Raw genomic sequence first — 25,410 nt, 5'->3', positions numbered from 1 at the left:
CGCCTGAGCCTAGAACGCCCGCGTGCCGGTGGGGAGATCAATCGCGTCGTCATTGCCGCGGTGTCGCCCGCGGACGGCCGGAAAGCAACCGGCTGCGGATGCCCGGCCGGGCATCCGCAGCCGGTACGCCTTCTACAGGTACTGACCGGTGTTGGCCACCGTGTCGATGGAGCGGCCGGTGTCCGCGCCCTGCTTTCCGGTGACGAGCGTGCGGATGAAGACGATCCGCTCGCCCTTCTTGCCGGAGATACGGGCCCAGTCGTCCGGGTTGGTGGTGTTCGGCAGGTCCTCGTTCTCCTTGAACTCGTCCACGCACGCCTGGAGGAGGTGGGAGACGCGAAGGCCCTTCTGGCCGTGGTCGAGGAAGGCCTTGATGGCCATCTTCTTGGCCCGGTCCACGATGTTCTGGATCATCGCGCCGGAGTTGAAGTCCTTGAAGTACAGGACTTCCTTGTCGCCGTTGGCGTACGTGACCTCGAGGAAGCGGTTCTCCTCGGACTCGGTGTACATCCGCTCGACGACCGACTGGATCATGGCGTGCGCCGCGGCTTCCTTCGAGCCGGTGTGCTCGGCCAGGTCGTCCGAGTGCAGCGGCAGCGAAGGCGTCAGGTACTTCGCGAAGATGTCCTTCGCGGCCTCCGCGTCGGGGCGCTCGATCTTGATCTTGACGTCGAGCCGGCCCGGGCGCAGGATCGCCGGGTCGATCATGTCCTCGCGGTTGGAGGCGCCGATGACGATGACGTTCTCCAGGCCCTCCACGCCGTCGATCTCGGCGAGCAGCTGCGGGACGATGGTGTTCTCCACGTCCGAGCTGACGCCCGATCCACGGGTGCGGAAGAGCGACTCCATCTCGTCGAAGAAGACGATGACGGGGGTGCCCTCGCTCGCCTTCTCGCGGGCACGCTGGAAGACCAGGCGGATGTGGCGCTCGGTCTCGCCGACGTACTTGTTGAGGAGCTCGGGGCCCTTGATGTTGAGGAAGTAGCTCTTGCCGGCGGGCTGTCCGGTGACTTCGGCGACCTTCTTCGCCAAGGAGTTGGCGACGGCCTTGGCGATGAGCGTCTTGCCGCAGCCGGGCGGACCGTAGAGCAGGATGCCCTTCGGCGGGCGGAGCTCGTGCTCCTTGAAGAGGTCGGGGTGGAGATAGGGGAGCTCGACCGCGTCGCGGATCAGCTCGATCTGGTCGCCCAGGCCGCCGATCTTGTCGTAGTCGATGTCCGGCACTTCTTCGAGGACGAGTTCCTCGACCTCGCTCTTGGGCACGACTTCGTAGACGTAGCCGGACCGGGGTTCGAGCAGCAGGGCGTCGCCGGGGCGGATGGTGATGTCCAGCAGCGGCTCGGCGAGCCTCACCACCCTTTCCTCGTCGGTGTGCCCGATGACCAGGGCGCGTTCGCCGTCCTCAAGGATCTCCTTGAGGGTGACGATGTCCCCGGCACGCTCGAATTCCATGGCGTCGACCACGTTGAGCGCTTCGTTGAGCATGACCTCCTGGCCGCGCCTGAGGTCTTCGAGTGCGACGCTGGGGCTGACGTTCACCCGGAGCTTGCGGCCCCCGGTGAAGATGTCGCAGGTACCGTCCTCGTTCGCCTGCAGGAACACCCCGAAGCCGGCCGGCGGCTGTGCGAGCCGGTCGACCTCCTCCTTGAGGGCCACGATCTGGTCGCGGGCCTCGCGGAGCGTGCTGGCGAGTCGTTCGTTCTGGGCGGACACGCCTGCGAGGTTGGTCTGCAATTCGACGATCCGCTCTTCGAGAACCCTCGTATGACGCGGAGAGTCGGCGAGCTTACGTCGCAGGACGGCGATTTCCTGCTCGAGATAGGCGACCTGGCCGGCTGGGTCGTCGGACCCCCGCCCGGGCCGGATGCCGCGGTTGATGTCGTCGTCGTGGGCTGCCACGGTCCTCACCTCCTCCAAGGGGAGCTGGACGCTTCCTGACCCTACCTGCGTGGGTGGTGATTGAAACCCCTAGATCACAAAGACTGTGAGGTGTGTCCGATCTTCACCCTTGCGCTCTCCCCGTCCCAGGGGGATACCCGCCGTTCACCGTCGGAAAGCGGCCGGTTGTATCGTCGAAGCGTTCAACACCCGTCAGGGCTGGCTCTTTCCCGGTCCGGCTACGCAGGAAACGGCAGGCGACATGACCGTGCGGCAGGACGCTCCCACCGGTGGCGAGGCGCAGGACCTGGAGGTGTGGATCGACCAGGACCTGTGCACGGGGGACGGCATCTGCGTGCAGTACGCGCCCGAGGTGTTCGAGCTGGACATCGACGGTCTGGCGTACGTGAAGAGCGGGGACGACGAGCTGCTGCAGGACAAGGGCGCGACCACCCCGGTGCCGCTGCCGCTGCTCCAGGACGTCGTGGACTCGGCCAAGGAGTGCCCGGGCGACTGCATTCACGTGCGTCGCGTTTCGGACAGGGTCGAGGTGTACGGCCCCGAGGCGGCCTAGACTTCCGGGGCTCGGGGCGGCGGTGCCGGGCCGGGGTCAGGCGCCGGCGCCGGCTCCCCTGTCCGTGTCGCTGCTGCGCGTGAACGCGCCGTTCTGCCACTTCCAGGTGACTGTTTCCCGCTGATCGGGGCAGCAGGAGGGCACCGACGACGAGGAGTAGCCGAGGAGCGTGGCGGAGATGACGCGGTCGCGGACCGTGAAGTCGCCGATGGTCAGCCGCTGGGCGGGGTCCACCAGGGTCGCGACGACCCTGGGCGCGGCTCCGCCCGCCCGTGTGAGGACGTAGACGCCGCTGGGCGGGGTGCCCGATCCGGCCGCGCAGTGGACCACCGCGACGGTCTCCGGCCTGCCGTCCCCGTCGAGGTCGCCGGGGGCCTGCTTGGCCACGGTGCTGCCGACGTTGCCGCAGTCCAGGGGGAAGTCCGCATCGGCCGGGTCCGGGGCGACGGCCGCCGCCTCGTGCTGCCGCTGGGACGTCGTGCGGTGCCGGGTGGAGGCCGAGGCGCTGCTGTCGGGCTGGAGGAGACCGGCTGCCGCGACGACGGCGGCCATGGCCGCCGCGGTGGCGAGCCAGTGCATGAGCCTGGTGTCGGTGTGCGCGAGGTCCGGGAGCGCGGAGGTCTGCACGCGGGCTGTCTCCTGTGGTTCCTGTGGTGCGGCCGTCGGCGTCGGCGGTGCGGGGGTGGCCAGCATCGTGCCACACCTCACACGGCAGCGGAACGGTGGGGTGCGCAAGGATGACGGGCCGCGTACGGAAAAGGCGCCGCCGCCGGGCCCCGGGTCGGTCCGGGAACCCGGCGGCGGCGCCGGTATGGTGCCGCGGGCTCAGTCGCGGGAGGAGGCGCTCCGGCCGCCCGGGCCGTCGTAGTCCTCGCCGTAGGCGCCCTTGGAGGGGCGGCGGCGACGGGCCGGGGCCTCGACGCCGTCGGCGAGCCGGCGGGCGGTGACGAGGAAGCCGGTGTGCCCGATCATGCGGTGGTCCGGGCGCACGGCCAGGCCTTCCACGTGCCAGTTGCGGATCATCGACTCCCAGGGCTGCGGCTCGGCGAAGCAGCCGATCTCGCGGATGGACTCGACCGTCCGGGAGAGCTGGGTGGTGGTGGCGACGTACGCGCAGAGGATGCCGCCGGGGACGAGTGCCTTGGAGACGACGTCCAGGCACTCCCAGGGCGCCAGCATGTCCAGCACGACGCGGTCCACGTCGGTGTCCGTGAGGTTGTCCTGGAGGTCGCCGACCGTGAGCTGCCAGGCGGGGTGCGGGCTGCCGAAGTAACGCTCCACGTTCTGCTGGGCGATCTCGGCGAAGTCCTCGCGGCGCTCGTACGAGTGCAGCATGCCCTGTTCGCCGATGGCGCGGAGCAGGAAGGTGGAGAGCGCGCCCGAGCCGACGCCCGCCTCCACGACGCGTGCGCCGGGGAAGATGTCGCCGAAGGCGAGGATCTGGCCCGCGTCCTTCGGGTAGACCACGGCGGCGCCGCGGGGCATGGACAGGACGTAGTCGGGGAGCAGGGGGCGCAGCGCGAGGTAGGCGACGTTTCCCGTGGTACGGACCACACTGCCCTCGGGGGCGCCGATCAGCTCGTCGTGCGGGAAAGAACCCTTGTGGGTGTGGAAGTTCTTTCCGGCTTCGAGCGTGAAGGTGTGGTGGCGTCCCTTGGGATCGGTGAGCTGGACCTGGTCCCCGACCTTGAAGGGCCCGCGTCGGCGGGCGGCACCGGTCGGTTCAGACATGTGACCAGCGTACCGGTGTTTCGGGAGCCGCCGACCGCTGCCCGCACGGACGTACGAGGACGGGCCGGCTGTCAGGCGGAGGGGCGGGCCATGGCGGCGACGAAGGCGCGTTCGACGTCGGCGGTGGAGAGGACGCCGTAGATCTCGCCGGTCTCCTCCACGACGAGGTACTCGGTCGCGGGGGTGGCCTTGAGGCGGTCCAGGAGGGCTTCGCCGGCGAGTTCGGCGGGGATCCTCATGCCGTCGTTGAGGTCCTGGGCGAGGCCGCTGACGGCGACCCAGGGGCGGCGGTGCTCGGGAACGGCGACGATGGCCGTCTCCCGGACGAGGGCCTTGGGCTCGCCGGTGCCGTCCACGACGACCAGCGCGCGGGCACCGGCCTCGTTGGCCCGGCGCAGCGCCTCGGAGAGCGGGGTGGCGGCCTCGACGGGGACGGCGCGGCGGGTGAGGCTGCGGGCGCGCAGGGCGGGCAGGTGCTCGCGGAGCCGGGCCATGCGCAGGCTGTTTCCGGCGCCGGTCCAGATGATGGCGGCGAGGATCGCGGCGAGCAGGGCGTCGGTGAGCGTGTCCATGCCGCTGATCTCGCCCGCGTCGTTGCCCAGGGAGCCGCTGCGGGTGAGGAGGGGGAGGCCGACGAGGGTGCCGACGGCGAGGGCGCGGCCTGCCCAGGCCGCGGCGACGGTGCCGCTCATCGGCTTTCCGGTGATCTTCCAGACGACGGCCCTGAGCATGCGGCCGCCGTCGAGCGGGAGGCCGGGCAGCAGGTTGAAGGCGGCGACGATGAGGTTGGAGATCATCAGCCCGCCGAGCAGGACGGCCGGGACGGTGCCGCGCTCCACGAAGCGCAGGGGCACGTAGAAGAGCCCGCCCAGGACGAGGGAGAGCAGCGGTCCGACGAAGGCGAGGACGAACTCGCGGCCGGGGGTCTCGGACTCCTTCTCGATCTCCGAGACGCCGCCGAAGAACTGGAGCTGGATACGCCGGACGGGGAGCTTGTAGCGCAGGGCGGCGATCGTGTGGGCGAGTTCGTGGACGAGGACGGAGGCGTAGAAGGCGATCGCGAAGAAGAGCGCGACGAGGTAGCGGGCGGCGCCGAGGTCGGGCAGCACCCGGTCGAGCTGGCCGCCGAAGACCCACGTGATGAGGGCCGCCACCAGGAACCAGCTGGGGGCGACGTAGACGGGCACGCCGAAGGGGCGGCCCATGAGGATGCCGCCTCCGGGCTCGTCCCGGCGCGGGGGCCCGTCCTTGCCGGGCCCGGGGCCCGCTGGGCCGGGCTGCGGCCGCCGGCCGTCGCCGCTCTCGTCCACGAGGTCCCTTCGGTTCGATCTCTTTCGCGGTGTCTTTCGCCACGATGATGCAGTGTTGGAGGGTCTGTGGTCGATGGTATGCCGATCGGTGTCAGTGGCGGGTCGTAGGGTCTTCGCATGACCTCCGTTCCGCCGCCGTCCCCGTCGATGCCGCAGCCGCCCTCCTCGCTCTCCCCCTCGCGGGCGAGCGATTTCATGCAGTGCCCCCTGCTGTACCGCTTCCGCGTGATCGACAAGCTGCCGCAGAAGCCCAGCGAGGCTGCTACCCGGGGGACCCTGGTCCATGCGGTGCTCGAACGGCTCTTCGACAAGCCGGCGGCGGAGCGCACGCCCGGCCGGGCGACGGCGCTGATCCCGGGGCAGTGGGACCGGCTGCTGGAGTCGAAGCCGGAGCTGGGGGAGCTGTTCGCGGAGGATCCCGGGGGCGAGCGGCTGGCGCGGTGGCTGGGGCAGGCGGAGCAGCTGGTGGAGCGCTGGTTCTCGCTGGAGGATCCGGCGCGTCTGGAGCCGGCGGAGCGCGAGCTGTTCGTGGAGACGGAGCTGGAGTCGGGGCTGCGGCTGCGGGGGGTGATCGACCGGATCGACGTGGCGCCGACGGGCGAGGTCCGGATCGTGGACTACAAGACGGGGAAGGCGCCGCGTCCGGAGTACGCGGAGGGGGCGCTGTTCCAGATGAAGTTCTACGCCCTGGTGATCTGGCGGCTGAAGGGCGTGGTGCCGCGCCGGCTCCAGCTGGTCTATCTGGGCAGCGGTGACGTGCTGACGTACGACCCGGTCGTGGCGGATCTGGAGCGGGTGGAGCGCAAGCTGCTGGCGCTGTGGGAGGCGATCTCGCTGGCGACGCGGACGGGCGAGTGGCGGCCGCGTCCGACGAAGCTGTGCGGCTGGTGCGACCACCAGGCGCTCTGCCCGGAATTCGGCGGGACTCCCCCGGTCTATCCGCTGACGGTCCGCCCGGCCGGTGCGGCGGAGGATGGCCAGGGCAGAATGGAGCCGGTCCGGGCCGAGGCCGGCCGGCCTGCGGCCCTCGACGGGCATTGAGGAGATCTGGTGGCTATCCGCGTCCTTCTGGTCGATGACCAACCGCTGCTGCGCACGGGCTTCCGGATGATTCTGGAGGCCGAGGGCGATCTGGCGGTGGTGGGTGAGGCCGGTGACGGTCTCCAGGCTCTCGACCAGGTGCGCGCGCTCCAGCCCGATGTGGTCCTGATGGACATCCGGATGCCGCGGATGGACGGGGTCGAGGCGACGCGCCAGATCACCGGTCCGGGCCGGGACGGTCCGGCGAAGGTGCTGGTGCTGACGACGTTCGACCTGGACGAGTACGTGGTGGAGGCGTTGCGTGCCGGGGCGAGCGGCTTCCTGCTGAAGGACGCGCCGGCCGATGAGCTGGTGCAGGCGATCCGGGTGGTGGCGGGCGGTGAGGCGATGCTCGCCCCGAGCGTGACGCGCCGGCTGCTCGACAAGTACGCGGACCATCTGCCGTCGGGCGAGGACCCCGTGCCGGACACGCTGCACACGCTGACGGACCGCGAGGTCGAGGTGCTGAAGCTGGTGGCGCGCGGCCTGTCGAACGCGGAGATCGCCGCCGACCTGTTCGTCAGCGAGACGACGGTGAAGACCCACGTGGGCCATGTGCTGACGAAGCTGGGCCTGCGCGACCGGGTGCAGGCGGCGGTGTACGCGTACGAGAGCGGCCTGGTGCGCCCCGGCGCGCAGTGACGCGGGGCGCGCGACGGGCTCAGCCGGTGCCGCGCCCCAGTTCCCACAGGTGGAGGTCGGCGCCCGAGTCGATCGCCCATTCGACGCCGCTCAGGTCCTCGCGGGAGACGGCGTACTGCTTGCCCTGCCAGAGCGGGAGGACGGGCACGTCCCGGGCGACGATGTCCTGGAGCTGTTCGAAGGCGGGCGCGGCCGCGCCCCGGTCGGCCTGGCGGCGGGAGTGCGCGATCAGGGTCCGGGCCTCGTCGGAGGTGTAGGGCGAGCCGAGGAAGTTGTCCGGCCCGAGGAAGGGCGCCGTGTAGTTGTCGGGGTCCGGGAAGTCGGGGAACCAGCCCATGCCGTAGGCGGCGTAGTCGCCTCGGAGTTCGGCGGGCCGGAAGCGGGCCCACGGAGTGCCCTCGACGGTGATGTCGAAGAGCCCGGTGTCGTTGAGCTGCTTCTTCAGCGCCTGGAACTCGGTGGCGGTGTCCCGGCCGTAGTGGTCGTCGGTGTAGTGCAGGGTGAAGCGCACGGGGGTGCGGACCTTCGCCTTCCTGAGGAGGGCGGCGGCCTTGGCGGCGCTGGGTTCGCCGTAGGTGCTGTAGAAGGCGTTGTCGTGGGCGGTGATACCGCTCGGGATGAGTGAGTACAGCGGTTCGACGGTGGCGCCGTAGACCTTGCCGGCGATCGCGCCCCGGTCGACCACCTGGGCGACGGCCTGGCGGACGGCCCTGTTCCGGAGGGCGGGTTCCTCGGTGTCGAAGCCGAGGTAGCTGATGGCCAGCCCGGGCATCTCGGTGAGCCGGACCCCGTCCTCGGGCTCGGCCAGCATCCGCTGGACCCGGTCGGCCGGGACGGTGCGGGCCATCATGTCGATCTTCTCGGCGTCGAACGCCTTGCCCATGGCCGTGGCGTCGGAAAAGAGGTCGAGTTCGACGGACTCGCTCCGCACCTCGTAGCTCCCCCGGTAATGGGGATTCCTCGTGAAGGCGATTTTCACAACCCGGCCGGATTTCACTTCCGGCTTCATGGTGTACGGCCCCGAGCCGTCCACCTGGAATCCGCTGCGGGCGGAATGCGCGGGGTACTGGGCGCGTGGGACGATTCCGGCCGCCGGCGTGGCGAGCTTGTACGGGAAGGTGGCGTCAGGGGTTCTGAGGTGGAAGACGACCTCGCGGGTGCCGGCGGTCTCGACGGTGTCGATGTTGTCCAGGAGGGCGGCGGGCCCGTTCGCGGACTTGATGCGCCGCACCCGGTCGAGGGAGTACGTGACGTCGTCGGCGGTGACCGGGGTGCCGTCGGCGAAGGTGAGTCCGGCGCGCAGCCGGCAGCGGTAGCTCTCACTCTCGCGGTCCGTGAAGCCGCAGCTCTCGGCCGCTTCGGGAACCGGGAGCCCGCCGCCGCGCGGGGTGGCCATCAGGGTCTGCACGGTCTGCCGCAGGACGTTCCAGACGCCTGCCTCGTAGCCGACGGCCGGGTCGAGCGGGGCGGGGGCGCCGGCGGAGGCGGCGATCCGGTCCGTGGTGCCGACGACGACGGTGCCGGTGCCGCTTCCGGTGCTGCCGCCGTCCGCCACGCCGCAGCCGGCCAGCACGGGCGCCAGGAGGCCCGCGACGGCCGGCAGCACCAGGGTCTTGCGTTTCATGGGTGGCCGTTCTCCCTCATCGGTTCAGGGAGAAAGACATTAGCGGGCGTCTTCCGGAATCCCGGAGGGGGGCCGTGTGCGAAATTATTTCGCACCGCCACCGCGAGAGCTTTTCCTTTCATTCACAGGAATACTCTCGGTGCCCACTCCGGCGCATTCAGTTGACGAGGCTCCGGAGGAATGTGAGATTGACTTCTTCCAGCGAGGTCACGATGACCCGGCCCTCGGCGGGGGCGATCGGGGAGACCGAGGGCACGGCGACCACGCGGCAGCCGGCGGCCTCGGCGGCGGCCACCCCGGTCGCGGTGTCCTCGACGACGGCGCACAGCCGGGGGTCGACGCCGAAGCCGCGCGCGGCGGTGAGGTAGGGCTCGGGGTGCGGCTTGGTGCGGGTGACCTCGTCGCCGGCGACGGTGAGCGCGAAGTGGTGGCGGCCCACCGAGTCCAGGACGCGGTCGATGATGCGGCGGTGCGAGGCGGAGACGAGGGCGGTCGGGATCTCGTGCCGGTGCAGTTCGGCGAGGAGGCGGGCGGCTCCGGGCATCAGCGGCACCCCGTTGCCGATGCGCTTCTCGAACCGGTCGTTGAGCAGGACGGCGGCCTCGTCGAGGGTGATGTCCGCGCCGGTCGCCTCGATGAGGTATCCGGTGCTGCGGGACATGGGCCCGCCGACGACCACCTCCCGCCATGCCTCGTCCAGCCGGTGACCGAGGCCGGCGAAGACCTCGACCTCGACGTCCCACCAGAAGCCCTCGGTGTCGACCAGGGTGCCGTCCATGTCGAGAAAGACGGCCTGGAGGGCAGCGCCCTCCGCCGTGCGGGTCAGGGACGCGGGAACCGTACTGGTCATCCGGCACACCTTCCATGAGGGACGAGAAGGCCGGCCACCCGTCCCGGAGGATGGGCGACCGGCCTGCGCTGGACCGACCAGTGTACGACGTGATCGGCAACGACGCGTCGAACAGTGCCTTACCGCGCGTTGAAGTACTTCGCCTCCGGGTGGTGGATGACGATCGCGTCGGTCGACTGCTCGGGGTGCAGCTGGAACTCCTCGGAGAGGTGGACGCCGATCCGCTCCGGCTGGAGCAGGTCCGCGATCTTGGCGCGGTCCTCCAGGTCCGGGCAGGCGCCGTAGCCCAGCGAGAAGCGCGCGCCCCGGTACTTCAGGGCGAACATGTCCTCGACGTCCGCCGGGTCCTCCCCCGCGAAGCCCAGCTCCGAGCGGACCCGGGCGTGCCAGTACTCGGCGAGGGCCTCGGCGAGCTGGACGGAGAGGCCGTGCAGCTCCAGGTAGTCGCGGTAGGCGTTGGCCTCGAAGAGCTTGGCGGTCTCGGCGCCGATCTTCGAGCCGACGGTGACGACCTGGAGGCCGACGACGTCCGTCTCGCCGGACTCCTCGGGCCGGAAGAAGTCCGAGAGGCACAGCCGACGGCCGCGGCGCTGGCGCGGGAAGGTGAAGCGGGTGCGCTCCGAGCCGTCCTCGTGGAGCAGGATCAGGTCGTCGCCCTTGGAGACGCAGGGGTAGTAGCCGTGGACGACGGCCGCTTCGAGCAGGTTGTCGGTCTGGAGCCGGTCGAGGAGGCCGCGCAGCCGCGGGCGTCCCTCGCTCTCGGCGAGCTGCTCGTACGTGGGTCCGTCGCCGGCCCTGGCCTGCTTGAGGCCCCACTGGCCCTTGAAGAGGGCGCCCTCGTCCAGCCAGGAGGCGTACTCCTTGAGCTGGATGCCCTTGACGACCCGGCTGCCCCAGAACGGCGGCGTGGGGACCGGGTTGGTGACGGAGACGTCGGAGCGGACGCCCTCCTCCGGCTCGTTCACCTCCAGGACGGCGGTGTCCCGCTTGGGTACGCGGCGCTGCTTCAGCTCGGGGAGGGTGGCGCCGGGTACGCCGCGCTTGACGGCGATGAGCGCGTCCATCAGGCGCAGGCCCTCGAAGGCGTCGCGCGCGTAGCGCACCTCGCCCTCGTAGATCTCGTGCAGGTCCTGCTCGACGTAGGCGCGGGTGAGCGCGGCGCCGCCGAGGATCACCGGGTAGTCGGCGGCCAGCTTGCGCTGGTTCAGCTCCTCCAGGTTCTCCTTCATGATCACCGTGGACTTGACGAGGAGGCCGGACATCCCGATGACGTCCGCCTTGTGCTCCTCGGCGGCCTCCAGGATCGCGGAGACGGGCTGCTTGATGCCGATGTTGACGACGTTGAACCCGTTGTTGGAGAGGATGATGTCGACCAGGTTCTTGCCGATGTCGTGGACGTCGCCGCGGACCGTGGCCAGGACGATGGTGCCCTTGCCCTCGGCGTCCGACTTCTCCATGTGCGGTTCGAGGTAGGCGACCGCGCTCTTCATGACCTCGGCGGACTGGAGGACGAACGGCAGCTGCATCTGGCCGGAGCCGAAGAGCTCGCCGACGACCTTCATTCCCTCCAGGAGGGTGTTGTTGACGATGTCGAGCGCCGGAGTGTCCTGCAGCGCCTCGGCGAGGTCGTCCTCCAGGCCGTTCTTCTCGCCGTCGATGATCCGGCGCTGAAGCCGCTCGTCCAGCGGCAGGGCGGCCAGCTCCTCGGCCTTGCCCTCCTTGAGGGACTTCATGTTGACGCCCTCGAACAGCTCCATGAGCTTCTGCAGGGGGTCGTAGCCCTCGGCGCGCCGGTCGTAGATCAGATCCAGCGCGACCTCGACCTGCTCCTCCTCGAGACGGGCGATCGGCAGGATCTTCGACGCGTGCACGATCGCCGAATCCAGGCCCGCCTTCACGCACTCGTCCAGGAAGACCGAGTTCAGCACGACGCGGGCGGCCGGGTTCAGACCGAAGGAGATGTTGGAGAGGCCGAGCGTGGTCTGCACCGCGGGGTGGCGCTTCTTCAGCTCGCGGATCGCCTCGATGGTGGCGACGCCGTCCTTGCGGGACTCCTCCTGGCCCGTGCAGATGGTGAAGGTCAGGGTGTCGATGAGGATGTCCGACTCCTGGATGCCCCAGTTGCCGGTCAGGTCCGCGATGAGCCGTTCCGCGATGGCGACCTTGTGCTCGGCGGTCCGGGCCTGGCCCTCCTCGTCGATGGTCAGCGCGATCAGCGCGGCACCGTGCTCCGCCGCCAGCCGGGTGACCTTGACGAAGCGGGACTCGGGGCCGTCCCCGTCCTCGTAGTTGACGGAGTTGAGGACCGCGCGGCCGCCCAGCTTCTCCAGCCCGGCCCGGAGCACGGGCAGCTCCGTGGAGTCCAGGACGATCGGCAGGGTGGAGGCGGTGGCGAACCGGCCGGCCAGCTCCTCCATGTCGGCGACGCCGTCGCGGCCCACGTAGTCCACGCAGAGGTCGAGCATGTGCGCGCCTTCGCGGATCTGGTCGCGGGCCATCTCCACGCAGTCGTCCCAGCGGCCTTCGAGCATGGCCTCGCGGAACTTCTTGGACCCGTTGGCGTTCGTGCGCTCGCCGATCGCCAGGTACGCCGTGTCCTGGCGGAAGGGGATGGACTGGTAGAGGGAGGCGGCCCCGGGCTCGGGGCGCGGGTCGCGGGCGGCCGGGACCGTTCCGCGTACCCGCTCGACCACCTGGCGCAGGTGCTCCGGGGTCGTCCCGCAGCAGCCGCCGACCAGCGAGAGGCCGTACTCCTGGACGAACGTCTCCTGCGCGTCGGCCAGTCCCTCGGCGTCGAGCGGGAAGTGGGCGCCGTCCTTGGTGAGGACCGGCAGTCCGGCGTTGGGCATGCAGAGCAGCGGGATGCGGGAGTGCCGGGTGAGGTAGCGCAGGTGCTCGCTCATCTCGGCCGGACCGGTCGAGCAGTTCAGGCCGATCATGTCGATGCCCAGCGGCTCCAGGGCGGTCAGGGCCGCGCCGATCTCGGAGCCCAGGAGCATGGTGCCGGTCGTCTCGAAGGCCAGGGAGCACAGCAGCGGGAGGTCGCTGCCGAGGGCGTCGAGGGCGCGGCGGGCGCCGAGGACGGCGGCCTTGGTCTGGAGGAGGTCCTGGGTCGTCTCCACGATCAGCGCGTCGGCGCCGCCGGCGATCAGGCCCTCGGCGTTCGCCTGGAAGCCGTCGCGGATGGTGGCGTACGGGACGTGGCCCAGGGTCGGCAGCTTCGTGCCGGGGCCCATGGAGCCGAGCACCCAGCGCTGCTCACCGGTGGAAGCGGTGTAGTCGTCGGCGACCTCGCGGGCGATACGCGCACCGGCCTCCGAGAGCTCCTGGACGCGCTCAGGGATGTCGTACTCGCCGAGGGCCGCCGTGTTGGCGCCGAAGGTGTTCGTCTCGACGCAGTCGACGCCGACGGCGAAGTACGCCTCGTGGACGGAGCGCACGATGTCCGGCCGGGTGATGTTGAGGATCTCGTTGCAGCCTTCGAGGTTCTCGAAGTCCGCGAGCGTGGGGTCCTGGGCCTGGAGCATGGTGCCCATGGCACCGTCGGCCACCACTACTCGGGTGGCGAGCGCCTCACGGAGGGCTGCGGCTCGGTTCCGGCTGTCGGCGGAAGGGGTCGGCGACGGGGCCATGGATGTACTCCCTGGGATGCGACGGCTGTCGGCTTTGCGTCTTCGGCGGAAGGCGCACCCGGCCAGGGTAGCCGGGCCTCGACGTGGGCCGTCACTCTGTCCCACGAGCCGGACGGCATCCTGATGACGGGGAGTCCGGGTGTCACGAGGTGCTGCGGACTTTCCACGCGGCCGAGCGCGGTTCGGCATCGACCGATAGTGTTCAGCATTGTCGAACAAGGTGGAGGAGTACGGCGCGATGGCCAAGAACATCCAGTCGCTGGAGCGGGCGGCCGCGATGCTGCGCCTGCTGGCAGGCGGCGAGCGGCGGCTCGGGCTGTCCGACATCGCCTCCTCACTGGGCCTGGCCAAGGGCACCGCACACGGCATCCTGCGCACCCTCCAGCAGGAGGGCTTCGTGGAGCAGGACACCGCCTCGGGCCGCTATCAGCTGGGCGCGGAGCTGCTGCGCCTGGGCAACAGCTATCTCGACGTCCACGAGCTGCGGGCCCGGGCCCTGGTCTGGACGGACGACCTGGCCCGGTCCAGCGGCGAGAGCGTCCACCTCGGCGTACTGCACCAGCAGGGCGTGCTCATCGTCCACCACGTCTTCCGGCCCGACGACAGCCGCCAGGTCCTGGAGGTGGGCGCCATGCAGCCGCTGCACTCCACGGCCCTGGGCAAGGTGCTGGCCGCGTACGACCCGGTGGCGCACACCGAGGCGGTGGAGGCGGAGCGGCAGTCGTTCACGCCCCGGACGGTGACCGGCGCCGAGGAGTTCGAGGCCGTGCTCGACGGGGTGCGGGCCCGGGGCTGGGGGTCCGACGTGGAGGAGACCTGGGAGGGCGTCGCCGCGGTGGCCGCCCCGATCCACGACCGGCGCCGGATGCCGGTCGGGGCCATAGCCGTGACGGGTGCGGTGGAGCGGGTCTGCAAGGACGGCGAGCTGCGTCCGGAGCTGGTCGCCGCGGTCCGCGACTGCGCCCGCGCGGTCTCGCGGGACCTGGGCGCCAGGCGCTTCTGAGCCGGCCGCGCACTCGGCCGGCTTCCCTCGTAACGATCGATTCGTACGTCACATCCCTCTTGACGCTGGCTTCGCCCGGGAGAAACACTGCCGTTCACCGGTCGGCATTGTCGAACACCTAACGGATATACGCGTTAGGGTGTGACCGTGCCTGGGGGGTGTCTTGCCGATCAGGGCCGGACAGGCCACGGCGTCCGGTGCGGTGCATCCAAGGTGCCGGAGTGTCGCGATAGCGGAGCTGTCGGGGCGGTTCGGGAACGCCGCGAGGTGCCGTGCCGGACGCCGTGGACCTGGCCATGGTCGGCAAGACACCCCCCGGGGGCCGGCCAAGCCCTCACACGAGGGCGCGGACCACCGGTGGGACCCGGGGTTCGGCTTCCTGGACGAAGGACAAAGGAGTCGCGGGTGTCCAGCTCCGACATCTTCATCGGCGAGACCATCGGTACCGCCGTGCTCATCCTGCTCGGCGGCGGTGTCTGTGCCGCCGTCACGCTCAAGCACTCGAAGGCGCAGAACGCCGGCTGGGTCGCCATCACCTTCGGGTGGGGCTTCGCGGTGCTGACCGGCGCGTATCTCGCCGGCGGCGTGTCGGGGGCGCATCTCAACCCGGCCGTCACCATCGGCCTGGCCATCGAGGGCGGAACGAAGTGGAGCGACGTGCCGCTCTACCTCGCCTCCGAACTGCTCGGCGCGATGATCGGCGCCGTGCTGGTCTGGCTGACCTACTACGGGCAGTTCCGGGCGCACCTCAACGATCCGGAGATCCTGCGCGCCCATTCGGGTGAGGAGGGCATGGTCGACCAGGCCGCGGCCCCCAAGGCCGGGCCGGTGCTCGGTGTCTTCTCGACGGGCCCCGAGATCCGCAACGCCGTGCAGAACGTCCTCACCGAGGTCATCGCCACGATGGTGCTGGTGCTCGCCATCCTCACCCAGGGGCTCAACGACGAGGGCAACGGGCTCGGCGCGCTGGGCGCGCTGATCACCGCCCTGGTGGTCGTCGGCATCGGCCTGTCGCTCGGCGGGCCGACGGGCTACGCGATCAACCCGGTCCGCGACCTCGGTCCGCGTATCGTGCACGCGCTGCTGCCGCTGCCGAACAAGGGCGGCTCCGACTGGGGCTACGCATGGGTCCCCGTCGTCGGCCCGCTGATCGGCGCCGCCCTCGCGGGCGGCCTCTACAACCTCGCCTTCGCCTGACCCGCCCTCACCCCACACCGCACAGACCTCCGGGAGCACACCGTGACCGACGCACACACCACCGGCAGCCACGGCGCCGGGCCGTTCATCGCGGCCATCGACCAAGGCACGACCTCCAGCCGCTGCATCGTCTTCGACAAGGACGGGCGGATCGTCTCCGTCGACCAGAAGGAGCACGAGCAGATCTTCCCCAGGCCGGGCTGGGTCGAACATGACGCGGCCGAGATCTGGACGAACGTCCAGGAAGTCGTCGCCGGGGCGATCTCCAAGGCGGGCATCACCGCCGCCGACGTCAAGGCGATCGGCATCACCAACCAGCGCGAGACCACCCTGCTGTGGGACAAGCACACCGGTGAGCCCGTCCACAACGCCCTCGTCTGGCAGGACACCCGTACCGACGCGCTCTGCAAGGAACTCGGCCGCAACGTCGGCCAGGACCGCTTCCGCCGCGAGACCGGGCTGCCGCTCGCCTCGTACTTCGCCGGGCCCAAGGTGCGCTGGCTGCTCGACAACGTCGAGGGGCTGCGCGAGCGGGCCGAGCGCGGCGACATCCTCTTCGGCACGATGGACTCCTGGGTCATCTGGAACCTGACCGGCGGCACCGACGGCGGCGTCCACGTCACCGACGTCACCAACGCCTCGCGCACCCTCCTGATGAACCTGCACACCATGCAGTGGGACGAGAAGATCTGCTCCTCCATCGGCGTGCCGACGGCCGTGCTGCCCGAGATCCGGTCCTCCGCCGAGGTCTACGGCACCACCAGGGGCGGCGTGCTCGACGGGGTGCCGGTGGCCTCCGCGCTGGGCGACCAGCAGGCGGCGCTGTTCGGCCAGACCTGCTTCTCCGAGGGCGAGGCCAAGTCCACGTACGGCACCGGCACCTTCATGCTGATGAACACCGGTGAGACGCCCGTCAACTCCTACAACGGGCTGCTGACGACGGTCGGCTACCGGATCGGCGACCAGAAGGCGGTGTACGCCCTGGAGGGGTCGATCGCCGTCACCGGTTCGCTGGTCCAGTGGATGCGTGACCAGATGGGGCTGATCCAGTCCGCCGCCGAGATCGAGACCCTGGCCTCCTCGGTGGAGGACAACGGCGGCGCGTACTTCGTGCCGGCGTTCTCCGGCCTGTTCGCCCCGTACTGGCGCCCGGACGCCCGCGGTGTCATCGCCGGTCTCACCCGTTACGTCACCAAGGCGCACATCGCCCGTGCCGTACTGGAGGCCACCGCCTGGCAGACGCGTGAGATCAGCGACGCCATGACGAAGGACTCCGGCGTCGAGCTGACCTCGCTCAAGGTCGACGGCGGCATGACCTCCAACAACCTGCTGATGCAGACGCTCGCCGACTTCCTGGACGCGCCCGTGGTGCGCCCGATGGTCGCCGAGACCACCTGCCTCGGCGCCGCCTACGCCGCCGGCCTGGCCGTCGGCTTCTGGCCGGACACCGACGCGCTGCGCGCCAACTGGCGCCGCGCCGCCGAGTGGACCCCCCGCATGGACGCGGACACCCGCGCCCGCGAGTACAAGAGCTGGCTCAAGGCCGTGGAACGCACCATGGGCTGGCTGGACGACGAGGAGTAGACGACATGACCACCCTGCAGAGCGTCCCCGCACTCGGGACGCATCCGGCCTCCGGCTCCCTCCCGAGCCGTGCCGAGACCCGGGAGCAGCTCTCCAAGGCGACGTACGACCTCCTGGTGATCGGCGGCGGCATCCTGGGCATCTCCACCGCCTGGCACGCCGCGCAGTCCGGACTGCGGGTGGCCCTGGTGGACGCCGGCGACTTCGCCGGCGCCACCTCCTCCGCCTCCTCCAAGCTGCTCCACGGCGGTCTGCGCTACCTCCAGACCGGTGCGGTGAAGCTGGTGGCGGAGAACCACTTCGAGCGCCGTGCGGTCTCCCGCCAGGTCGCCCCGCACCTGGCCAACCCGCTCACCTTCTACCTGCCGGTCTACAAGGGCGGGCCGCACGGCGCGGCGAAGCTCGGCGCGGGCGTGTTCGCGTACTCGGCGCTGTCCGCCTTCGGCGACGGTGTCGGCCATGTGATCAGCCCGGCGCGGGCGGCACGCGATGTGCCGGAGCTGCGTACGGACGACCTGCGGGCCGTCGCGGTGTACGGCGACGACCAGATGAACGACGCGCGGATGGCGCTGATGACGGTCCGCGCGGCCGTCGACGCGGGCGCGGTGGTGCTGAACCACGCGGCGGTGACCGGGCTGCGGTTCACCCGAGGCCGGGTGACGGGCGCGGAGCTGCGGGACTCCCTGGACGGTACGGAGTTCGGGGTGACCGCCCGGCTGGTGCTGAACGCGACCGGGCCGTGGGTGGACCACCTGCGGAAGATGGAGGACCCGAACGCGGCGCCCTCCATACGCCTGTCCAAGGGCGCCCACCTGGTGCTGAAGCGGACCCGGCCGTGGAAGGCCGCGCTGGCCACGCCGATCGACAAGTACCGCATCACGTTCGCCCTGCCCTGGGAGGACATGCTGCTGCTCGGTACGACGGACGAGGCGTACGAGGGCGACCCGGCGGATGTCGCGGTGACGGAGAAGGACACCGCGCAGATCCTGGACGAGGCGGCGTTCTCGGTACGGGACCAGCAGCTCTCCCGGGACCTGATCACCTACTCCTTCGCCGGACTGCGGGTCCTGCCCGGCGGGCCCGGCGACACCTCGAAGGCCAAGCGCGAGACGGTCGTGACGGAGGGCCGGGGCGGGATGCTGTCGGTGGCCGGCGGCAAGTGGACGACCTTCCGCCACATCGGCCGTACGGTGATGAACAAGCTGGCCGCGCTGCCCGGGCACCCGCTGGCGGAGGACATGGAGCCGATGGCCCGGCTGCCGAGGAAGCTGCCGCTGCCCGGGATCGCCTCCCCGAACGCGGTGGCGCACCGGCTGCTGGTGGACGGCGGGGCCCCCGGCCCCCGGATGGCCGCCGACACCGCGCGCCATCTGGCCACGCACTACGGTTCGCTCGCCTTCGACATCGCCCGGATGGCCAACGAGAACCCGGCGCTCGCCGAGCGCGTCCACCCGGACGCCCCGGAGGTGTGGGCGCAGGTCGCCTACGCCCGGGACCACGAGTGGGCCGAGACCGCGGACGACGTGCTGCGGCGGCGGACGACGCTGACGATCCGGGGCCTGGCGACGGACGAGGTCCGGGCCGGTGTGGAGAAGGTGCTCGGCGAGCGGCGCGGCTGAGCGGGACGGGCCGGACGGCCGGGCGGACCGGGGGGCGGTCCGACGGTCGTACCGGCCTTCGTCGTGACCGCATAATGGGGCGATACATCGGATGTCTGGAGGTCGCCCATGGCTGTCACCGACGAGGCCATCGAGAAGATCAAGGGAATGATCGTCTCGGGTGCGCTACGGCCCGGCGATCGTCTCCCCAAGGAGAGCGAACTCGCCTCGGAGCTGGGGCTTTCCCGCAACTCGCTGCGGGAGGCGGTGCGCGCCCTGTCGCTGATCCGCATTCTCGACGTCCGCCAGGGCGACGGCACGTACGTGACGAGCCTCGACCCGCAGCTGCTCCTCGAAGCGCTGAGCTTCGTCGTGGACTTCCACCGGGACGACACCGTGCTGGAGTTCCTGGCGGTGCGCCGCATCCTGGAGCCCGCCGCGACGGCGATGGCGGCGAGCCGGATCGGCGAGGACCAGCTGGACGCCCTGAGCGCGCAGCTCGACGCGCTGGGTGAGCACCCGTCGGTGGAGGAGCTGGTCGCCTGCGACCTGGACTTCCACCGGGGCATCGTCCAGTCGTCGGGCAACTCGGTGCTCTGCTCGCTGCTGGACGGGCTCTCGGGGCCGACCACGAGGGCGCGGGTGTGGCGGGGGCTGACGCAGGAGGACGCGGTGAGCCGGACGTTGCATGAGCACCGGGCGATTCTGGGGGCGTTGCGCGACCGCGACGCGGAGGCCGCGCGGGCGTGGGCGACGGTGCATGTGGCGAGCGTGGAGCAGTGGTTGCGCTCCACGTTGTAGCGGCAAGCGCTTGAGGGGCGGGGGGGACCTCCCCCACCCGCCCCTCACCGTGACCGGGGCTCCGCCCCGGACCCCGCGCCTCAAACGCCGGCGCGGCTGGAAACACCCCCTTCAGTCCTGCTTCTCGCCGCTCGCGAAGCGGGAGATGACCAGGGCGACGATGATGATCGCGCCGTTCAGGAACTGGTTCCAGAGGGCCGGGACACCGCCCAGGGTCATGACGTTGACGACCAGCTGGAGCGTCAGCACACCGGTGAGGGCACCGAACAGCGTGCCCCGGCCGCCCTTGAGGCTGATGCCGCCGATCACCGCGGCGGCGAACACCTGGAAGATCCAGCCGTCGCCCTGGGTGGCGGCGACCGCCCCGTAGTGGCCGGTGTAGAGGATGCCGGCGAAGGCCGCGAGCAGGCCGCCGATCGCGAGGACGATCCAGGTGACCCGGTCGACGCGGATGCCGGCCGCCCGGGCCGCTTCCGGGTTGCCGCCGATCGCGTACAGCGCGCGTCCGTGGCGCAGCCAGGCGAGGGCGGCGCCGCCGGCCGCGAAGAGGACCAGGCAGATCCAGACGGCGGCCGGCACCCCGAACCACTCGCTCTTGCCGAGGTAGCGGAAGGACTCCGGCACATCGGTGATGGACTTGCCCTCGGTGATGCCGATGTGGAGGCCGCGCAGCATCGTGAGCATGCCGAGCGTGGCGATGAAGCCGTTGACCCGGAGTTTCAGCATCAGGAAGCCGTTGACGGCGCCGACCGCGAGGCCGGCCAGCAGGCAGAGCGGGATCGCGGACCAGCCGGGGAGCAGACCGAGGCCGGCGAAGCGGCCGCCGTCGGGAGGCAGCACCAGCCACATGGCGACGACCGGCGCGATGCCGATCGTGGACTCCAGCGAGAGGTCCATCCGGCCGCAGATGAGGATCAGGGCCTGACCGAGGACGAGCAGGCTCAGCTCGGAGGACTGCTGGACGACGCTGATCAGGTTGTCGGAGGTGAGGAAGACCGGCGAGACGATGAAGCCGATCAGCATCAGCGCCAGGATCACCGGCACCAGCGAGAAGTCGCTCCACCGGATCAGCTTGAGCCTGCTGAGCGGGGAGTCGCCGCTCGCACCGCCGTCCTTCAGCGCCGTGTCGAAGTCGTCGGCCGTGGACGGCCGTACCGTGCCGGTCATTCCCTCTCCCCCACACCTTCCATGGCGGCGACGAGTTCCCCGTCGGTCCACCCGCTGTCGAACGTTGCGACGACCCGCCCGTGGAAGAGGGCGAGGACCCGGTCGCAGACCCGCAGGTCGTCCAGTTCGTCGGAGACGACGACGGCCGCGTTGCCCGCGTCGGCGACCCGGCGTACGACTCCGAGAAGGGAGTCCTTGGACTTGACGTCCACGCCCGCCGTGGGCCGGACCGCCACCAGCACGCTGGGGTCGCGGGCCAGCGCCCGGGCGACGACGACCTTCTGCTGGTTGCCGCCGGACAGCCCGGAGACGGGCTGCTCGGGGCCCTGGGTCTTGATGTCGAGCGAGTCGATCATGGACCGGGCGAACCGCCGGGTACGGGAGGGCAGGACGGTGCCCCAGGGGCCGAGCTGGTCGGCGACCGTCAGGGTGGCGTTCTCCGCGACGCTGCGCTCCGGGACGAGGCCCTGGTCGTGCCGGTCCTCGGGGATGTAGCCGATGCCGGCGGCCAGCGCGTCCGGCACGCTGCCCGCCCGTACGGCCCTGCCCCGCACCCGGACCGTGCCGCCGCCCGCCTTGCGCATCCCGGCCAGCACCTCGCCGACGGCGGTGTTGCCGCTGGCCGCCGCGCCGGCCAGGCCCAGCACCTCGCCGGGGCGCACGTGGAGGTCCAGCGGCTCGAACCGGCCGGGCAGGCTCAGCCGCTCGGTGCTCAGGACGGGTTCCGCCGACGGGTCGGGCGCCGCGTCACCGGCCGCGTGCCAGGCGGTGGCGGCGGCCGCCCGCTCGCCGGTCATCGCGGCGACCAGGTCCTCCTTGGCGACCTCGGCGACGGGGGCGGTCAGGACGTGGCGGGCGTCGCGGTAGACGGTGACCGCGGTGCACAGCTCGTACACCTCCTGGAGGTGGTGCGAGATGAAGAGGAACGCCACGCCCTGGCTCTGGAGTTCGCGGAGCTTGCCGAAGAGCCGCGCGATGCCCCGGGCGTCGAGCTGGGCGGTCGGCTCGTCCAGGACGATGAGCCGGGCGCCGAAGGACAGGGCGCGGGCGATCTCCACGAACTGCCGCTGCTCGACCGCGAGATCGCGCGCCCGGGTGTTCGGGTCGACCTCGACGCCGTACGCGGCGAGCAACCGCTCGGCCCGCCTGCGCAGCCTGCCCCAGCTGATCCAGCGGGCGTTCTCGTCGAACCGGTTGAGGAAGAGGTTCTCGGCGACGGTGAGGTCGGGTACGACCATGGACTTCTGGTAGACGCAGGCGACCCTGGACTGCCAGGCCGTGGTGTCCCCGAAGGCCGGCGCGGGTTCGCCGCCGAAGGTGACGGTGCCCGCGTCCGCCTTGTGGAGGCCGGTGAGGACGCCGACCAGGGTCGATTTGCCGGCGCCGTTGCGGCCGACGAGCGCGTGGGACTCGCCGGGCCGCACGGTCAGCTTCACCCCGTCGAGCGCCACGGTCGGCCCGAAGCGCTTGACGACGCCTTCCGCCCGCACGGCGGGTGGTGGTGCTGCCTGGTCCATGGCTAGCTCTTCTTCTCCAGCTGGTTGGCCCACAGCTTCGGGTCGTCCACGTTCTCCTTGGTCACCAGCGGCGCGGGGAGCTGGTCCTCGTAACCGTTGGGGATCTTGATGATGGTGGAGTCGTGGTCCGTGGGGCCCTCGTCGAAGGACTTGCCGTCGAGTGCGGCCTTCGCGTAGTACAGCGCGTACTTCGCGTACAGGTCGGCGGGCTGGGAGATGGTGGCGTCGATCTTCCCGGCCCGGATGGCGTCGAACTCCTCGGGGATGCCGTCGTTGGAGATGATGGTGATGTGGCCGTCCCGACCGGCGGGCTTCAGCAGCTTCTTCTGTTCCAGGAGCGCCAGGGTGGGCTGGAGGAAGACGCCCCCGGCCTGCATGTAGATGCCGTTGACGTCGGGGTGGGCGGCCAGCGTGGACTGGAGCTTCGCGGAGGCGACGTCGCCCTTCCAGTCGGTGGCCAGCTCGAACACCTCGATGCCGGGGAAGTCCTTGTCCATGCACGCCTTGAACGCCTCGGAGCGGTCGCGGCCGTTGATGGAGGACAGGTCGCCCTGGAACTCGACCACCTTGCCCTTCCCCTTCAGCTGCTCGCCGAGGTACTTGCAGGCGTTGGTGCCGTACGCCTTGTTGTCGGCGCGCACCACCATGTAGATGTCGCCCTTGTCCGGACGGGTGTCGACGCTGACGACGGGGATCTTCTTCTCGTTGAGCGTGTTGAGGGATTCGGCTATCGCGCCGGTGTCCTGCGGGGCCATCACGACGGCCTTGGCGCCCTGGTCGGTGAAGGTCTGGACGTTGGCGACGAGCTTGCCGATGTCGTTCTGCGAGTTGGTGAGCGGGAGCGCGGAGACCTCGCCGCCCTTGACGCCCTTCTCGACGTAGTTCTGGTACGAGTTCCAGAAGTCGCTGTCGCTGCGCGGCAGGTCGATGCCGACCTTGCCGCCGCCCGCGCCGGCGTCCGACGATTCGCGGTTGCAGCCCGCGAGGGCGGTGACGGCCAGCAGTACGGCACAGGCGGCCGCACTCGTCGTACGCACTCTCATTGGTGTCCCGTTCCTGTGTGGGGTCGCGGCTCGGACCCGGTGGGCGTGGCGGGGGTACGGGTTCAGCTGCCGGCGGGGCGCAGGCGCAGGCCCTGCATCCCGCCGTCGACGGCCAGGGCGGTGCCCGTCACGGAGGCCGCCGCGGGGCTCGCGAGGTAGCCGATCGCGGCGGCCACCTCGTCGGCGGAGACCAGCCGGCCCAGCGGCTGCCGGGCGTTCAGCGCGGCGCGTTCGGCGGCCGGGTCCTCCGCCTGGTCGAGGAGGCGGCCGACCCACGGGGTGTCGGCGGTGCCCGGGTTGACGCAGTTGACGCGGACGCCCTCGCGGACGTGGTCGGCGGCCATGGCGAGGGTGAGCGCGAGGACGGCGCCCTTGCTCGCGCTGTACAGGGCGCGCTGGGGCAGCCCGGCGGTCGCGGCGATGGAGCAGGTGTGGGTGATGGACACGGCACCGGGGCGCTCGGCGGCCGCGCGGCGCAGGTGCGGGAGGGCGTGCCGGGCGGCCCGGACCATGCCGAGGACGTTGATGTCGAGGACCCGCGCCCACTCGGTGTCGTCGTTGTCCGTGACGGTGCCGATGGCGCCGATGCCCGCGTTGGACACGAGGGTGTGCAGGGAGCCCAGTTCGGCGGCTGCCCGGTCCACCCCGGCGCGCACGGCGGCGTCGTCGGTGACGTCGGCCTCGACGGCGAGGGCGCCCCGCGGTGCTCCGGAGGTGTCCCGGTCCAGGACGGCGACCCGGGCTCCGCGCTCCAGGAGCAGGGCGGTGACGGCGGCCCCGATGCCGGAGGCGCCGCCGGTCACCAGGGCGTTCATCCCCTCGAAGTCGCGTGTGCCGGTCATCGGCTCTCCTCCTTCTCGTGGCGCCGGGCCTGCCAGACGGGGCCCTGCGGGTAGCGGTGTGCGGTGATGGACTCGGGGCGCATCCTGGCCGAGAAGCCGGGGGACGCCGGGGCGGTGTACCGGCCGTTCACGATGACGGTGGGTTCGGTGAAGTGCTCGTGGAGGTGGTCGACGTACTCGATCACCCGGTCCTCGCGGGTACCGGAGACGGCCACGTAGTCGAACATCGCGAGGTGCTGGACGAGTTCGCAGAGCCCGACGCCGCCCGCGTGCGGGCAGACCGGGACGCCGTACTTGGCGGCGAGCAGCAGGATCGCCAGGTTCTCGTTGACGCCGGCGACGCGTGCGGCGTCGATCTGGACGAAGTCGACGGCCCCGGCCTGGAGGAGCTGCTTGAACACGACCCGGTTGGCGACGTGTTCCCCGGTGGCGACCTTGACCGGCTGGCCGGCGCGGACGGCGGCGTGGCCGAGTACGTCGTCGGGGCTGGTGGGCTCCTCGATCCAGTGCGGGTCGTACGGGGCGAGCGCGGTCATCCACGCGACGGCGTCGGCGACGTCCCAGCGCTGGTTGGCGTCGACGGCGATCCGGACGCCGGGTCCGACGGCCTCGCGGGCGAGCGCCATCCGGCGGACGTCGTCCTCGACCCGGCCGCCGACCTTGAGCTTGATCTGGGTGAAGCCGTCGGCCACGGCCTGCTTGGCGAGCCGGACCAGCTTGTCGTCGGAGTAGCCGAGCCAGCCGGGTGAGGTGGTGTACGCGGGGTAGCCCTCGGCGCGCAGCCGGGCGGCGCGTTCGGCGCGGCCCGGTTCGGCCGCGCGCAGGAGGGCCAGTGCCTCGTCGGGGGTGAGGGCGTCGGTGAGGTAGCGGAAGTCGACGAGGGAGACCAGCTCCTCGGGCGTCATCCCGGCCAGGAACTCCCAGACGGGTCTGCCGGCCAGCTTGGCCGCCAGGTCCCAGGCGGCGTTGACCACCGCGCCGGCCGCCATGTGCATCACGCCCTTCTCGGGCCCGAGCCAGCGCAGTTGCGAGTCGTGCGTGAGGTCCCGGTACAGGGCGCCGAGGCCGGCTGCCGTCCGCGGCACGGGGCGCCCGGTCAGATAGGGGCGCAGTGCCTCGATCGCGGCGGCCATCACCTCGTTGCCGCGGCCGATGGTGAAGCAGAAGCCGTGGCCCTCGGCCGGCTCGCCGTCCGGGCCGGCGGCGTCGGTCCGCAGCACGACGTAGGCGGCCGAGTAGTCCGGGTCGGGGTTCATGGCGTCCGAGCCGTCCAGCTGTTCCGAGGTCGGAAAACGGATGTCGTGGACCTCGAAGTCCGTGACGGACTGACTCATGCG

20 protein-coding genes are annotated in these 25,410 nt (G+C 71.0%); 8 read left to right on the top strand and 12 right to left on the bottom strand.

All coding sequences use genetic code 11. From position 1 onward, the window contains the following. Nucleotides 1-132: 132 nt before the first annotated feature. Nucleotides 133-1,899 carry a proteasome ATPase gene (arc, locus tag G3I41_RS11610; RefSeq protein WP_164400126.1) on the bottom strand — a complete coding sequence of 589 codons (1,767 nt, stop codon included), beginning with the start codon at nt 1,897-1,899 and terminating at the stop codon, nt 133-135. Nucleotides 1,900-2,140: 241 nt separating this feature from the next. On the opposite strand from arc, the gene G3I41_RS11605 reads away from it, so the two are divergent. Continuing rightward, nucleotides 2,141-2,452: a ferredoxin gene (locus tag G3I41_RS11605; RefSeq protein ID WP_164400125.1), complete on the top strand. Its 312-nt coding sequence runs from the start codon at nt 2,141-2,143 to the stop codon at nt 2,450-2,452. A 36-nt stretch (nt 2,453-2,488) separates the two neighbouring features. Here the strand turns inward: G3I41_RS11605 and G3I41_RS11600 are convergent, their stop codons facing one another. The 3 genes from G3I41_RS11600 to G3I41_RS11590 form a co-directional block, all read right to left on the bottom strand. Further along, nucleotides 2,489-3,079, bottom strand: coding sequence for a hypothetical protein (locus G3I41_RS11600; protein ID WP_164400124.1), 591 nt, complete (start codon nt 3,077-3,079; stop codon nt 2,489-2,491). 198 nt (nt 3,080-3,277) lie between these two features. Then, nucleotides 3,278-4,183, bottom strand: coding sequence for a tRNA (adenine-N1)-methyltransferase (locus tag G3I41_RS11595; RefSeq protein ID WP_164400123.1), 906 nt, complete (start codon nt 4,181-4,183; stop codon nt 3,278-3,280). Nucleotides 4,184-4,254: 71 nt separating this feature from the next. Beyond that, nucleotides 4,255-5,493 (bottom strand): site-2 protease family protein, encoded by a 1,239-nt coding sequence (locus tag G3I41_RS11590; RefSeq protein WP_164400122.1) that lies wholly within the window; start codon nt 5,491-5,493, stop codon nt 4,255-4,257. 195 nt (nt 5,494-5,688) lie between these two features. On the opposite strand from G3I41_RS11590, the gene G3I41_RS11585 reads away from it, so the two are divergent. Continuing rightward, on the top strand, nt 5,689-6,534 hold the full coding sequence (locus G3I41_RS11585) for a PD-(D/E)XK nuclease family protein (RefSeq protein WP_239081588.1): 846 nt from the start codon (nt 5,689-5,691) through the stop codon (nt 6,532-6,534). A gap of 9 nt (nt 6,535-6,543) precedes the next feature. Further along, complete coding sequence (locus G3I41_RS11580) at nt 6,544-7,215, top strand: response regulator transcription factor (protein WP_164400121.1); 672 nt, start codon at nt 6,544-6,546, stop codon at nt 7,213-7,215. A gap of 19 nt (nt 7,216-7,234) precedes the next feature. Here the strand turns inward: G3I41_RS11580 and G3I41_RS11575 are convergent, their stop codons facing one another. From G3I41_RS11575 to metH, 3 genes are all read right to left on the bottom strand, one after another. Further along, on the bottom strand, nt 7,235-8,839 hold the full coding sequence (locus G3I41_RS11575; RefSeq protein ID WP_164400120.1) for an ABC transporter substrate-binding protein: 1,605 nt from the start codon (nt 8,837-8,839) through the stop codon (nt 7,235-7,237). Between the two features lie 157 nt (nt 8,840-8,996). Next, the gene (locus G3I41_RS11570; RefSeq protein ID WP_164400119.1) at nt 8,997-9,689 is read right to left on the bottom strand and encodes an HAD family phosphatase; all 693 of its coding nucleotides are present in this window, start codon (nt 9,687-9,689) and stop codon (nt 8,997-8,999) included. 119 nt (nt 9,690-9,808) lie between these two features. After that, complete coding sequence (metH, locus tag G3I41_RS11565) at nt 9,809-13,321, bottom strand: methionine synthase (protein WP_164400118.1); 3,513 nt, start codon at nt 13,319-13,321, stop codon at nt 9,809-9,811. A gap of 238 nt (nt 13,322-13,559) precedes the next feature. Here metH and G3I41_RS11560 point away from each other — a divergent pair, with 238 nt between their 5' ends. From G3I41_RS11560 to G3I41_RS11540, 5 genes are all read left to right on the top strand, one after another. Then, nucleotides 13,560-14,324, top strand: a complete 765-nt coding sequence (locus G3I41_RS11560; protein WP_203600767.1) for an IclR family transcriptional regulator — start codon at nt 13,560-13,562, stop codon at nt 14,322-14,324. A gap of 405 nt (nt 14,325-14,729) precedes the next feature. After that, the gene (locus G3I41_RS11555; RefSeq protein WP_164400116.1) at nt 14,730-15,521 is read left to right on the top strand and encodes an MIP/aquaporin family protein; all 792 of its coding nucleotides are present in this window, start codon (nt 14,730-14,732) and stop codon (nt 15,519-15,521) included. Nucleotides 15,522-15,563: 42 nt separating this feature from the next. Further along, on the top strand, nt 15,564-17,105 hold the full coding sequence (gene glpK, locus G3I41_RS11550; RefSeq protein WP_164400115.1) for a glycerol kinase GlpK: 1,542 nt from the start codon (nt 15,564-15,566) through the stop codon (nt 17,103-17,105). 5 nt (nt 17,106-17,110) lie between these two features. Further along, nucleotides 17,111-18,724: a glycerol-3-phosphate dehydrogenase/oxidase gene (locus tag G3I41_RS11545; protein ID WP_164400114.1), complete on the top strand. Its 1,614-nt coding sequence runs from the start codon at nt 17,111-17,113 to the stop codon at nt 18,722-18,724. Nucleotides 18,725-18,832: 108 nt separating this feature from the next. Further along, a complete protein-coding gene (locus G3I41_RS11540; protein WP_164400113.1) occupies nt 18,833-19,504 on the top strand; it encodes a FadR/GntR family transcriptional regulator in 672 nt (223 codons plus the stop codon). A 111-nt stretch (nt 19,505-19,615) separates the two neighbouring features. On the opposite strand, the gene G3I41_RS11535 is transcribed toward G3I41_RS11540, so the two are convergent. From G3I41_RS11535 to G3I41_RS11515, 5 genes are all read right to left on the bottom strand, one after another. Beyond that, complete coding sequence (locus tag G3I41_RS11535) at nt 19,616-20,671, bottom strand: ABC transporter permease (protein ID WP_164400112.1); 1,056 nt, start codon at nt 20,669-20,671, stop codon at nt 19,616-19,618. Further along, nucleotides 20,668-22,188, bottom strand: coding sequence for a sugar ABC transporter ATP-binding protein (locus tag G3I41_RS11530; RefSeq protein ID WP_164400111.1), 1,521 nt, complete (start codon nt 22,186-22,188; stop codon nt 20,668-20,670). Before G3I41_RS11530 ends, G3I41_RS11535 begins: the two co-directional genes overlap by 4 nt. A gap of 2 nt (nt 22,189-22,190) precedes the next feature. After that, nucleotides 22,191-23,231, bottom strand: coding sequence for a sugar ABC transporter substrate-binding protein (locus tag G3I41_RS11525; protein ID WP_164400110.1), 1,041 nt, complete (start codon nt 23,229-23,231; stop codon nt 22,191-22,193). A gap of 62 nt (nt 23,232-23,293) precedes the next feature. Next, nucleotides 23,294-24,073 carry an SDR family oxidoreductase gene (locus G3I41_RS11520; RefSeq protein ID WP_164400109.1) on the bottom strand — a complete coding sequence of 260 codons (780 nt, stop codon included), beginning with the start codon at nt 24,071-24,073 and terminating at the stop codon, nt 23,294-23,296. Next, nucleotides 24,070-25,407: an enolase C-terminal domain-like protein gene (locus G3I41_RS11515; RefSeq protein WP_164400108.1), complete on the bottom strand. Its 1,338-nt coding sequence runs from the start codon at nt 25,405-25,407 to the stop codon at nt 24,070-24,072. The genes G3I41_RS11520 and G3I41_RS11515 overlap by 4 nt, the downstream gene beginning before the upstream one ends. Nucleotides 25,408-25,410: the final 3 nt, after the last annotated feature.

This window comes from Streptomyces sp. SID9727 (assembly GCF_010550605.1).
Taxonomy (GTDB): Bacteria; Actinomycetota; Actinomycetes; order Streptomycetales; family Streptomycetaceae; genus Streptomyces.
Note: the sequence above shows the minus strand (reverse complement) of the source record. Positions and strands in the feature narration are given on the sequence as shown.